The sequence below is a fragment of the Nannocystis exedens genome (assembly GCF_002343915.1).
Lineage (GTDB): Bacteria > Myxococcota_A > Polyangia > Nannocystales > Nannocystaceae > Nannocystis > Nannocystis exedens.
On the sequence record NZ_NETK01000001.1, the window covers coordinates 6,256,184 to 6,268,378 of the forward strand.

Annotated in this window: 8 protein-coding genes; 3 read left to right on the forward strand and 5 right to left on the reverse strand. The window is 71.4% G+C overall.

The window, feature by feature from the left end; genetic code table 11:
- Window positions 1-58: 58 nt before the first annotated feature.
- Window positions 59-1,276: a sigma-70 family RNA polymerase sigma factor gene (locus NAEX_RS24610; RefSeq protein ID WP_170135978.1), complete on the reverse strand. Its 1,218-nt coding sequence runs from the start codon at window positions 1,274-1,276 to the stop codon at window positions 59-61.
- A gap of 457 nt (window positions 1,277-1,733) precedes the next feature.
- Window positions 1,734-3,110 carry a hypothetical protein gene (locus NAEX_RS48230; protein ID WP_100792975.1) on the reverse strand — a complete coding sequence of 459 codons (1,377 nt, stop codon included), beginning with the start codon at window positions 3,108-3,110 and terminating at the stop codon, window positions 1,734-1,736.
- 56 nt (window positions 3,111-3,166) lie between these two features.
- Between NAEX_RS48230 and NAEX_RS24615 the strand changes: the two genes are divergently transcribed.
- Window positions 3,167-4,009 (forward strand): DNA alkylation repair protein, encoded by an 843-nt coding sequence (locus tag NAEX_RS24615; RefSeq protein WP_143140583.1) that lies wholly within the window; start codon window positions 3,167-3,169, stop codon window positions 4,007-4,009.
- Between the two features lie 99 nt (window positions 4,010-4,108).
- On the opposite strand, the gene NAEX_RS24620 is transcribed toward NAEX_RS24615, so the two are convergent.
- The 3 genes from NAEX_RS24620 to NAEX_RS24630 all read right to left on the reverse strand — a co-directional run bounded on the left by NAEX_RS24620 (window position 4,109) and on the right by NAEX_RS24630 (window position 8,036).
- Window positions 4,109-5,218 carry an outer membrane protein assembly factor BamB family protein gene (locus NAEX_RS24620; RefSeq protein ID WP_170135979.1) on the reverse strand — a complete coding sequence of 370 codons (1,110 nt, stop codon included), beginning with the start codon at window positions 5,216-5,218 and terminating at the stop codon, window positions 4,109-4,111.
- A 382-nt stretch (window positions 5,219-5,600) separates the two neighbouring features.
- Entirely contained in the window at window positions 5,601-6,863 is a 1,263-nt protein-coding gene (locus NAEX_RS24625) for a hypothetical protein (protein ID WP_177325919.1), read from the reverse strand.
- Window positions 6,864-7,151: 288 nt separating this feature from the next.
- Entirely contained in the window at window positions 7,152-8,036 is an 885-nt protein-coding gene (locus tag NAEX_RS24630; RefSeq protein ID WP_096329928.1) for an NmrA/HSCARG family protein, read from the reverse strand.
- A gap of 48 nt (window positions 8,037-8,084) precedes the next feature.
- On the opposite strand from NAEX_RS24630, the gene NAEX_RS24635 reads away from it, so the two are divergent.
- Together NAEX_RS24635 and NAEX_RS24640 are read left to right on the forward strand one after the other, a co-directional pair.
- A complete protein-coding gene (locus NAEX_RS24635; RefSeq protein ID WP_096329929.1) occupies window positions 8,085-9,083 on the forward strand; it encodes an AraC family transcriptional regulator in 999 nt (332 codons plus the stop codon).
- Window positions 9,084-9,806: 723 nt separating this feature from the next.
- A complete protein-coding gene (locus NAEX_RS24640; RefSeq protein WP_096329930.1) occupies window positions 9,807-12,194 on the forward strand; it encodes a DUF1588 domain-containing protein in 2,388 nt (795 codons plus the stop codon).
- The last annotated feature ends 1 nt before the right edge of the window (window position 12,195 follow it).

Consider the following 12,195-nt stretch of genomic DNA (forward strand, 5'->3'; position numbering starts at 1 on the left):
CAATGTTCCGACTCGCGGCCGAAGGCCTGCGCAACTCGCTCACCCGCGGCCCGTCGATTCAGAGCAGCGCACGCTTCTCGAACTCGCTGCGCAACTTGCTCAGCGCTTGCTCCTGCAGCTGACGGATCCGCTCGCGCGACAGCGAGTAGCGCTCGCCGATCTCCTTCAGCGTCATCTCCGGCTCGTCGTCCATGCCGACGCGCTTGCGCAGGATGTCGGCCTCGATCGGCGCCAGGGTCGCGAACGCCTCCTGCAGGCCTTCCATCAGCAGGGCGCTGTCGATCTGCTCCGACGGCAGCACCTGATTGTCGTCTTCGATGGTGTCGAGGATCGTCAGGCCCGACTCGTCGGACAGCGGTTGGTCGAGGCTGATCGGCGCCTCCACCAGCGCCCAGCGCATGCGGCGGATCCGCTCGACGCTGACGCCGGTGAGCGATGCGATCTCCTCGTCGGTCGGGCGGCGGCCGTGCAGCGCCTCGAACTCGCGGCGGGCCCGCTTGACCTTGTTGTACGCGTCGGTCATGTGGACCGGCAGGCGCACGCTGCGGGCCTTGTCGGTGATCGAGCGGCTGATCGCGTGGCGGATCCACCACGACCCGTAGGTCGAGAAGCGGAAGCCCTTGCGGTGGTCGAAGCGGTCGACCGCCTTCATCAGGCCGATGTTGCCCTCCTGGATGAGGTCCTGCAGCGGCATCGAGCCGTGATTGAAGCGGCGGGCGATCGTCACCACCAGGCGCAGGTTGGCCTTGACGAACGCGTTCTTGGCGGCGACCAGCGCGACGTGGTTGGCGCGGACCGTCGTGAGGTATTGAAGGAAGGGCACGCTGCCCTTGCGCGGCAGCTTGACGCGCATGCTCAGGCAGTCGTTGACGCCCTGCTCGACGTTGGCGAGGTCGGCGAGGATGCGGTCGGACACCAGGCTGTCGACGTCGGCGAGGCCCATCTTCTCCGAGAGCGCCTCACGGGCGGCCTCGAACGCCTTTTGGTGGCTGAGCAGGTCGCGGTCGCGCAGCGCCCTCGAGGTGCGCTTCATCGTATCGAGCGCCTCGACCGGACATACCTCGGCCGGGAGCACCTCCCGGGCGAGGTCGCAGATACCGTCGATGAAGGGCGGATAATTCAGGATCGAGCGCCAAAACGTGGCGCGCAGGCTGGCGATCCGCACCGCGGCGGCCAGCTCCTCGTCCTTGTTCATCACCTCGACTGCCGATAGGCCGCGGAAATAAGCGGCGAGCAGACCCTGAGCGTCGCTCACGTCGACGGGGATCGCCGGCAAGACGGCATCATCCAGCTCGGTCGGACGCGTCGGCTCCTCGGCGGCAGCCGCGCCGCGGCGCCGGCGAGTGGCGGTGGGTCGGGCAAATGCGACGGTCGAAGCGTGTCGATTCATGGCGCAGCATTTCCTTGAAAGAGAGGGTGGTCCGGGCCACACTTGCGATGTCGCGGTTGGGACCCGAAGTGCCGGCCGAAGATCAATCGGCCGACGGCGAACTCGACGCCTTCAAGCCTAAGGGCACCGATGATCAAGTGGGTATCAGGACTTCGAGACCTGACCTCAAGAACCTATCAATATCGGCGTTATGCTCGCAGAACGCCGCCTGCGAGCCCGTGATGCACATTCCACGGTGATCGCTACCACGGCGGCGCAGCGACATCGCGCGCGCCGTCTTTACGCGCAGCGCATCCGCATCGGCGCGCGTCTCGGGTCCTATCGCACCAGTCCCGAAATACTTTCACTCGATCTTCGCCCGCGCGCGCAGCTCCTGCGCGACGCCCTCGACGAGCCGCAACCACCGCACAAACACCGTCACCCCGAGCACCAGCGCCGCGAGGCCGAGGCCGAACAGCGCGATCGGGGTGCGGGCCAGCGCTTCCCCCAACCCTCGCAGCAGGGCGAAGCTCCCGGCGAACACGGCGAGGAGCGCGGTCGCCAATGCCGTCGCGCGCCTCGCCAGCGCCGGCGCGTCGAGGCCGAGCGCCGCGCGGCGCAGCGACAGCAGCAGGGCCACGGCGGCGACCAGCGCCACCAGCTGACTGCCAGCGCCGGTGTACTGCAGCGCATCCACGTACACGAGGCTCGCGGCGCGCGAGCCGAACCCGACCGGCGAGGCCTCGGACCACAGCAGCTCGGCGAACAGCACCAGCGTCAGCACCTCGACCGCCAGCCCGACGCTCATCCCGACCAGCGCGACGCCCAGCGCGCCGCGGCCGAGCTTCAGCGGCGCGTCGGCGTAGCGGGTGAGCCCCGCGAGCTGGGCGACCACCGCCGGCAGCGGCACCGCCAGCACCGCGAACAGCAGCTTGCCGCGGGTCTGGGGCGAGGTCAGCCCGAACGCCAGCGTGACGACGACGCCGACCACCAGCAGCGTGACGCGGGTGACCAGCGCGCGGAAGTAGAGGTCGAGCCCCGAGGCCGCCGCGGCGCAGCGCTCGGCGTCGGGCTCGCGCGGGGCGAGGCGGGCGAACGCGATCAGCGTCGCCATCAACGCGCCGGCGTCGGTGACGTAGAACGCGAGGAGCATCCACGCGCGGCGGACATAGGCCGCGTGGTCGCCGTGAGGCGCACCGATGACATTGACGCCGACGATCAGCGCCAGCCGCAGCCCGTAGAGCAGCGCCGCGAACGACCACGCCATGCCTACCCCGTGGCCCGCGGCCCGCCGCGCCCGCCACAGCGCCGCCAGCAGCAGCGCAACGGCCAGCCGGTCGAACACCAGGGCCAGCCGCAAGAGCCCGCCCGCCTCCACGACCGTCGCGGCTCCGCGCACCGTCATCCACTGAAACGGCAGCAGCGAGCCGACCGCGAGCGCCATGAGCAGACCTGACCCGAGGAACATGGCCCTCGCGCCAGCATCGGCGGTGGCCCGGCGCAGGCGCAGCAGCGCGACCACGGCGAGCCCCGTCAGCAGCGCGCGCAGCGGCGGCTCGGCGCGGTCGATCCATCCGAACCATTGGAGCCACTGGAGCCCCGAACCCGATCCCGCGGCGGGATCGTAGCCGAGCAGCGGGACGAGGCGGCGCGTCAGCTCGATCACGAGGTCGGTGGCCAGGACGACGAGCAGCGCCCAGACGCCGGCGCGGGCGGCGTGGGCCGAGGGGGCGGTCGGCATGCCGCGAGTATACCGACTTGACGCCGGTCCCACGCCGTTGCGACGCTGTGACGCGAGTGACTGCAGCCCAAGACGTCCTCCGCGAGCTCGAGGCCCTCGGCAGCGAGCAGACCCGCAAGACCTACCGCCGGCACCGCGTAACCGAGCCGATGTTCGGGGTCAAGTTCGGCGACCTCGACAAGCTGCGCAAGCGCCTCGGCCGCGACCAGGCGCTGGCGCGGGCGCTGTGGCAGAGCAAAAACCACGACGCCCGCGTGCTCGCGGCGATGATCGCCGACCCCGCCGCCTTCGACCTCGAGAGCCTCGGCCGCTGGCAGGCCGAGGCGACTTGCAACATGCAGTCGGACGCCCTGATCGCCCACGTCGGCGCGCGCCTGCCGGCCGCGGCGGCCGCCGCCGCGGCCTGGATCGACGCGACCGGCGAGTCGCAGCGGCGCGCCGGCTGGGTGCTGGTGGCGCACCTGACCCAAGAGTCACCTGACCTCGAGGACAGCTTTTTCTCCGACTTGCTGCCCCGCATCGAGCGCGAGATCCACGGCGCCCCCAACCGCACCCGCGAGGCGATGAACCGGGCCCTGATCGCCATCGGCGCCCGCAGCGACGCGCTGGCCCGCCGCGCCACCGCCGCGGCCCGCAAGATCGGCCCGGTCGAGGTCGACCACGGCGACACCGACTGCAAGACGCCCGACGCGGTGTCTTACATCGCCAAGGCCCGCGAGCACCGCGCGAAGCAGGAGGCGAAGGGCGGTGGAAAGGCGGCGGCGAAGAAGACGGCCGCGAAGGCGACGCCGGCGAAGAGCGCCGTCGCGAAGAAGGCGACGGCGAAGAAGGCGACCGCCGAGAAGGCGACGGCGAAGCGCGCGGCCTCGAAGGCCCGGAGCGCTCGCGCGACCGGGTGAGCGTGGACAGAGAGAAGCGGCTCGCAGGCGGAGCTCGCCACGCGGCGGTCCAGGCTGGTCCGAGCGGGTCTACCGATCGTCTGCCAGCGGGGCCGCGGGTCAAGCAGGCCGACCCGAAATGGGCCGAGCGCTCGCCGGAGTCTTTTTCGTCGAAGCAGCGCGCGCCGGAGTCTTCTTCGCCGCGGATTTTTTCGCCGCAGCAGCGCGCGCCGGAGGCTTCTGCGCCGCGGGCTTGTTCGCCGCGGCAGCGCGCTCCGGAGGCTTCTGCGCCGCGGGCGTTTTCGCCGCAGCAGCGCGCGCCGGAGGCTTCTGCGCCGCGGGCGTTTTCGTCGCAGCAGCGCGCGCCGGAGGCTTCTTCGCCGCGGGCGTTTTCGCCGCAGCAGCGCGCCTCTCGGTCGCGCGCGCGACGTTCCCCGCAGGTGCGCGGCCGGAGGTTCCGCCTTGCTTCCCCGCGACGCGCTCCGGCGCCGGGCGAGGTTCCTCCGCGGTCGCGCTCACGCCTGCGCGCGTCGCCTCCACGCCGACCTGCGCCGGCACGCGCACGATATGCAGCGCTGTGCCGTCCTCCTGGCCGAGCACGCACACCTCGCCCGCGACCAGCCCGCCGCTCAGGTTGAAGCCGTGGCGATTCGGCAGCTCACCGCGCGGCGAGCCGTCGATCAGCGCGAACGCGGCGAGCGCTGGCCACCCCTCGCGGGCCTGCTTCGCCGACAGCGCGACCACGGCGTCGGGGGTGACGAGCGGCGGCGCGTGCGTCGATGCGGCGACGCGCCGGGTCCGCCAGCGCAGCGCGCCGGTCGCGAGGTCGAGCAGCGCCAGCTCGCCGAGCCGCGGCTCGAGCACCGCGACCGCGTCCGCGCCCGCGTGGACCTGCACCAGGCTCCGCGCCTCCGCCCCCTTGAACGTGAAGCTCCACAGCGGCGCCCCGTCCTCCGGCCGCAGCCGCGCCAGCTTGCCGCCGAGATCGGTCGCCAGCACCGTGTCCCAGGACACCGACACCACCTTGTCGGTCGTCCACAGCAACCTGCCCTTCGGGTCATATGCTCGCACCGCGTGATCGAGCGAGCACAAAAAGCCGCCCGCGATCGCCGTCAACCCGGTGGCGAGCCCGCCCTCGACGACGGTCCTGAATTTTCCGGTCGCCGCGTCGGCCAGCACCAGTCGGTTGGTCGGTCCGAGCCGCTTCGAGGCCGTCAGGAACGCGAACACCCCGTCGCAATACGCCGCCTCCGCCGTGTCTTTGGGGGCGGCGACGCGGCGGGCCTCGCGGCCGCTGGCCGGGTCGAGGAACACCAGCGCGAGCGCGAACGGCGGGGCGAGCCGGCTGGTCAGGACGACCGGCTGACGGTCGAAGATGCCGACGAGCCGGCTCCCGTCCTCGACCTCGACGTCCCACAGCCGCTCGCCCGCGAGCGACGCCGCCGCGAACCGGAAGTCATCGCTCGACCAGTAGAGCGCGCCCGCATCGACATGACGGGGCGTGTGGAGCGCGCAATCCAACCTGGCGACGGCGTGGAGGCTCGAAGGTTTGTTCGGCATCGCGCGCGAACGTACCACGCCCGCGACTCGCAAGCCGCGTCGGGCCCGACGCTCAGGGCGCCGGCCAGACCATCAACTGCGGGTCGGGCCAGCGGAACGGGTTGCCCTCCGCGTCCGCGTTCGAAAAATGGTCGCTGCAGCCGCTGATGCTGCCGGGCTCGTTCAGCAGCGTCCAGAACGACGCGCACACCTGATCGGCGATGAACGCCCGGCACTCCTCCATCGTGTGCTGGCCGCTCGCGGCATTCGTATAATAGTCGCGCACGAACTCCCACGCGAGCTGCTGCAGGTCGGCGGCGGGCTCGGAGGGCACGCCCTGCGGCACCGGGGCGCCGACCGGCGAGCTGCGGAACACCGCGGCGTGGGTGACCAGCGCCGCGTAATAGGCCCCGAGCGGCGTCAGGTGGACGTCGTCGCTGAAGAGCTGGTCCAGCTTTTGATTCACCGCACCCTCGATGCCCGCGACCTCGTCGGCGAGCACCGCCTCGACCAGGTGGACCAGCGCCGCGCCGACCGGCAGCGTCGTCACCCGGTCCGGCCGGCCCTCCGCCTCGAGCGTGTGGTTGACCTTCGCCGCCACGCACTCCCAGGCGAACAGCGCGTTCTTCTCGTGGGTGATCCACGCCTCCGGCGCGGCTTTGTCCATTCCCAGCCAGCTGTGATAGAGCAGCGTCTGGCCGGCGGGATTGCCGTCGATCAGGCGGTCGTGGTAGTGGCGCAGAAGGCCGGTGGTGTCCTCCCACTGGATCGTGCCGAGGATGTCGTGCCGCTCGGTAATCACCAGAGTGTCGTACAGCTCGCCGGGGCCGAGGGTCTGCGGCGCCTTGAGCTCGGCGATGACGTCCATGTCGCTGCCCTCGCGGTTCTTGCCGGTCTTGTAGCCGGGCCAGTCGAGGTTGTCCCAGCTGCCGCCGAGCGTGCGCACGCGGATCGGCGAGCCGATGCCGATCTGCTGGTTGTAGTTGAGGTCGACGCCGACGCCGGCCGCGATCTCGAGCATGAAGTCGGCGAGCGGGTTGTCGGTGAGGCTGTGCCCCGAGAGGAACACGCGGGCGTAGTCGCGCTCGCTCCAGCCCGGATCGACCGGCGGATCGCCGGTGGTCTCGTCGGGGCCGGTGGTCTCGTCGGGGCCGGTGGTGTTCGCGGTGGTGCCTGTCGGATCGCCGGCGGTCGGATCGACGCTGGTCGTCGCGGTGCCCGTGGGCTCGTCGCCCGTGGTCGGCGCGGTCGGCCCGCCCGAGCTCGTGCCGTCGGTGGCCTCGCTGCTGCCGGTCGGGTCGCCGCCCGTGGGGCCCCCGGTCGACTCCGTGGTCACGCCGGAGCCACCGTCCGGACAGGCGGAGAGCGCAGCGGTGAGCGTGAGACCGAACGCGAGCTGCAAGGGGCGACTGGAAGCGAAGGCGCGATGCATGCGGCGACGGTAGCCAAGGTGCCCGGCGCTGCGCAACCTCGGCACGACGTCCGCGATCGCCGCTCGGGATCCGCGGCAGAACCGAAGAACATGTCTTTTGAGTCATCTATACATTCGTCGGTCTCGCCGGCGGATGCACCCACCGGCGAGGACGCGAGCCCCCGCGAGCGCGGCTGCGCTCGGGGCCTCGGGTCACGCGCGCGACAGCGACGCGAGCTTCGACGCGTTCGCCCGCAACCAGCACGCGAAGTCGAGCAGGCCCGGGTGCAGGCGGCGCAGCGCCGGGATGTCGGCTTTGGTGCGGTAGCGCTGGACGAACGCCATCAGCCGCCCGAGGGTAGGGTCGTGCTGGGCGGCCTCGGGCGGGTAGGGCTGGTACGCGATCGTCCGGTTCGCGGCGCGGCCGAGCGCGGCGGCAATGTCGGCGCCGGTTCGCACGTCGCCGACCAGCGGCAGCACCGTCCCCGCGAAGGTCGAGGGATCGGCGAAGGCGAGCGCCGCGAACTTGCCGATGTCGTCGGCGGCGATCAGCGGGACCGGATCGGTCGGCCGGCCGAAGTACACGACCTGGCCGCGGGCGAACCCGAGGCCCTCGGTCACGAAGTTCTCCATGAAGGACGCCGGCCGCAGGATCGTCGCGCGCGCGCCGATGGCCCGGATGTGCTCCTCGATCTGCCACTTGCTGGCGAGGTGAGGGACGTCGCCCGCATCGTCCGCGCCGTCCACCGAGGTGTAGACGAGGTGCTCGACGCCGGCCGCCCTGGCCGCGTCCGCCACGCTCTTGCCCTGCCGGACCTCGTCCTCCGGCGTCACGCCGTACTGCGGCTGCCCCGCGCTCGGCTGGACGCTGAACACCCCGTGAGCCCCGCGCAGCGCCGCGTCGAGCGACGCTCGGTCGTTCAAGTCGCCGCCGACGACCTCGAGCCCTGCCTCGGCCAGGGCCCGCGCCTTCGCGCCGTGCGGCTCGCGGACCGGCGCTCGCACGCGCCAGCCGTCGGCGACCAGGTGCTTCGCCGCCGCCCCGCCCTGCTGGCCGGTCGCGCCGAGCACGACGATGATCTTGTTCCTGTCGGTCATGGACACCTCCTCGCGGCGATGTCATAGATCTCGCTCCCAGGACTACCAATGTCTATTTCGCCGAGAAATCGATCCGTTCGTCCAGAATTCGGCGTCGCCTCGGACCCCCTGACGGACGTGCTCGCGGCGATGCACGTCCGCAGCGCGCTCTACTTTCGGCTCGAGGCGACGGCGCCGTGGGGCGTGCGGTTCGCTCCGGTGTCGCAAGCCAAGTTCGCGATGGTCGCGCGGGGGAGCTGCTGGTTGACGGTCAAGGGGGAGCCGGGACCGATCGCCCTGCGCGCGGGCGACTGCTTCGTCGTGTCCGACGGCTCGGAGTTCTTGCTGCGGGACAACCTGCGCAGCAGCACCGTGCTGTGCCGGGAGCTCGCGGAGTCGATGGAGGCCGGCATCGTCCGCCACGGCGGCGGCGGGGCGCCCACCGTCGTGATCTGCGGGTGGTTCACCTTCGACGCGTGGAGCAGCGCGCCGCTCATCGATCTGCTGCCGCGCCTCCTGTACGTGCAGACCGACGACGCCCAGGCGGCCGCGCTGCAGGCCACGCTCGACCTGTTGGCGACCGAGACCAGCGCGTCCGCGATCGGCTCGCCGATCGTCGTCAGCCGCCTCGCCGACATCCTGCTGGTACAGACGATCCGCGCGTACCATGCGTCGGGGGCGTCCGCCGCGGTCGGCTGGCTGTCGGCGATCAAGAACCCGCAGATCGGCGCGGCCCTGCGGGCGATGCACCGCGACGTCGCCCACCCGTGGTCGGTCGAGGCGCTGGCGGGCGTGGCTGGCATGTCGCGCTCGGCCTTCTCCCTCCGCTTCAAGGAGCTGGTCGGGACGCCGCCGCTCGAATACCTGACGCGCTGGCGGATGTACAAGGTGGGCTGCGAGCTGCGCAGCGGGACCGCCAGCGTCGCCGACGTGGCCGCCCTCGTCGGCTACGAGTCGGTCGGCGCCCTGAACCGCGCGTTCCAGCGGATCCACGGCGTCACGCCGGCAGCGTTCCGCCGCGCGGCCGCGGCCGACTCGCCCACGACTCGCCGGTCTCGCCGCGCGTAGCCGCGGCGGTGCTCCGCCGGGGTCCGCGCGTCGCCGGTTTCGCCGCGCACGGCGGCCGACAGGCGCGGCGGCTCGCCGTCGGTCCGCGCGAGATCGGGCTCGTGGGCGAGCCGCCGACGCCGCGACCTCGACCGCTCCCGGGCCGTCGACCGACAGCGAGAGCCGCGGCTCCGGAGACGCCCCGACCACGACGAGCGGCTCGACCCGCGAGGCCGGCGACGCTGGCGGCACTCACGGCGGGTTCGACGAAGCCGGCTGAGGCCGTCCCCTCGACGGCGGCGCCGGCCCGCCGGCCTGCATTGCCCTCCTCCGGCCCGGACGGGGTCGCAGCCGCTGAATTCGCCGGTTTTCGGCCACGAATCCGCGCAATCGTCCCTGCCCCGATTGTCGCCGGTCAATGGCGAGAGTGTGACGCGGACGACCATCGCGCGGCGCGGCGCGAGGAGGAGCGGTCACGGAGATCGGAGCGATCGGCTCGTGCGGCGATTCCTCGGGGTCGCCGAACCTCGCGGGTCGCCCCGGGCCCGCACAGGCCCGGGGCGACCGCCGAATCGGCCGTCGGCGCCCGCTCGAGCGGCGGGACGCCGAGGCGCGAGCGCGCGATCGCATGCAGACCTGCATCCGCGGCCGTGGCGGCTCCCGAGGTCCGGTCGGGGTCACGCGGCTTGTTCGCCGCGGCCATCGCGGTCTACCTTGCGGCGCACGGGTGGAGGCGCGAGCGCGATGGTCGAGAACACGCGGCTGAGTCGACGAATCATCTACCTGCCTCTTGGGGCAGCTCTCTTCTCGTTCGGGTGTTACGCCCCCGACGCCCAGGTCGACACCGAAGGGCCCCAGACGACCGGGTCCGAGGGCACGTCGAGCACCACCGGCGGCGAGACGACGCCGACCACCGGCGCGCCGACGACCACCGAGGGCGGCGGCACCACCGGCGAGCCGAACGGCGACTGCTACTCGACGCGCGACTTCTTCGCCGACAAGGTGTGGGCGAAGGGCATGGGCACGCTGTGCGTGCAGTGTCACGAGCCGACCGGCTCGGCGGCGGCGAAGGGGGCCAAGTTCCGCCTGCTCACGCCGGTGTACCCCGGCTTCATCGAGGCCAACCTGGCCAACATCCAGGGCCTGGCCGGCTACGAGTTCGAGGACACCCCGCTGATCCTCGCCAAGCCGAGCGGCATCGTCGAGCACGGCGGCGGCGCGGTGCTGCCGGCCGACAGTGAGCTGTACAAGAACATCGAGGCGCTGCTCGAGCAGCTCCAGGACCCGATCGAGTGCCCGCCGCCGAGCGCCGGCGAGAGCTTCCCGGACGTGATCCTGCTCGACCCGGTGCAGACGCTGCGCAAGGCGTCGCTGCACCTCGTCGGCCGCCTGCCGCTGGAGGACGAGATCGCGGCGGTCGAGGCCGACGGCGAGCCCGGGCTCGTGGCTGTCCTCGAGGACATGATGACGGAGGACGCGTTCTACGCCCGCCTCACCGAGATCTTCAACGACACGTTCCTGACGGACATGTACTACGGCGGCGGCTCGCTGAACAACATCAACGCCGGCACGCCCGACTGGCCGAACGTCGCCAAGTACTTCGACAAGATGACCCCGATGCCGGACGACCAGAAGCAGCGGATCCACCGCGCCGTCGCCCGCGAGCCGCTCGACCTGATCAACTACATCGTCCGCAACGACCGGCCGTTCACCGAGATCCTCACGGCCGACTACACCGTCTTCACGCCCGACTCGGCCTTCATCTACGGCGTCGCGGCGCGCTTCGAGGACCCGGCCGACCCCAACGAGCTGAAGCCCGGCGTCCTCAAGGTCACCCGCAACGGCAAGGAGATGACCTTCCCGCACGCCGGCATCCTGACCTCGCCGATGTGGCTGAACCGGTTCCCGACCACGCCGACGAACCGCAACCGCCACCGCGCGCGCAAGGTCTACGACCAGTTCCTGGCCACCGACGTGCTGGCGCTGGCCAGCCAGGCGATCGACCCCGACGCCGGGGCCGCGTTCGCCAACCCGACGCGCGACGACCCGACCTGCGCCCAGTGTCACATCACGATCGACCCGATCGCCGGCGCGTTCCAGATGTTCGACAAGAACAACCAGGAGTTCCTGCTCGAGAAGCCGACCTGGTACCCCGAGATGTTCGCGCCCGGCTATCAGTTCGAGCTGATGCCGACCGACCAGGCGGCCACCGGCGTGCAGTGGCTGGCGCAGAAGGTCGCCAATGACCCGCGCTTCAGCCTGTCGGCGACCTACAAGATGTACCAGGCGCTGACCGGCGAGGAGCCGGCGCGCTACCCGACCAACGCCGCCGCCCCCGACTACCAGCAGCAGCTGGCCGCGTGGGAGACCCAGGACACCTTCATGCGCGCGGTCGCGGCCGAGTTCGTGGCCGACGACCACAACCTCAAGACGATCATCGTCAAGCTGATCCTCAGCCCGTACTACCGCGGCGTGCAGGTGGCGAACAAGCCGAGCGAGGAGCACAAGGCCGAGCTCGCGCACGTCGGCACCGGCCGGCTGTCGACGCCGGAGCTGCTGGCGCGGAAGGTCATGGCGACCACCGGCGTGCGCTGGGGCGGCACCGGCGACCTGCTGAACGGCGAGTTCAAGCTGCTCTACGGCGGCATCGACTCCAACGCGATCACCCAGCGGCTGACCAGCATCAACCAGCTGATGGCGAGCGTGGCCCAGCGGATGGCGGTCGAGGTGTCGTGCAGCGCGACCGCGTTCGACTTCAGCAAGCCGATCGAGCAGCGCCTGCTGTTCCCGCTGGTCGAGGCGACCGACTCGCCCGACTTCCAGGAGGCGGCGATCAAGGCCAACATCCAGTACCTGCACGCCCGCCTGCTCGGCGAGGACCTCGCGCTCGACGACCCCGAGCTCGAGCGGACCTACAACCTCTACCGCGAGACCTGGCTGGCCGGCGCGCAGAACATCGCCGACGAGCTCGAGGGCAAGGGCCTCGGCCCGTGCGGCGCGACCAAGGACCCCAACACCGGCATGGCCCTGCCCGACGAGCAGAAGCTCACCAACGACGAGTTCTACACCGTCCGCGCCTGGCAGGCCGTGATCGCCTACCTGCTGTCGGACTTCGCCTTCCTGTACGAGTGAG

Excerpts from the sequence above, each read along its gene's own strand:
- NAEX_RS48230 (WP_100792975.1), bottom strand. The coding sequence starts at position 3,110 with ATGCCGACCGCCCCCTCGGCCCACGCCGCCCGCGCCGGCGTCTGGGCG.
- NAEX_RS24630 (WP_096329928.1), bottom strand. The coding sequence starts at position 8,036 with ATGACCGACAGGAACAAGATCATCGTCGTGCTCGGCGCGACCGGCCAG.
- NAEX_RS24635 (WP_096329929.1), top strand. The coding sequence starts at position 8,085 with ATGTCTATTTCGCCGAGAAATCGATCCGTTCGTCCAGAATTCGGCGTC.
- NAEX_RS24640 (WP_096329930.1), top strand. The coding sequence starts at position 9,807 with ATGGTCGAGAACACGCGGCTGAGTCGACGAATCATCTACCTGCCTCTT.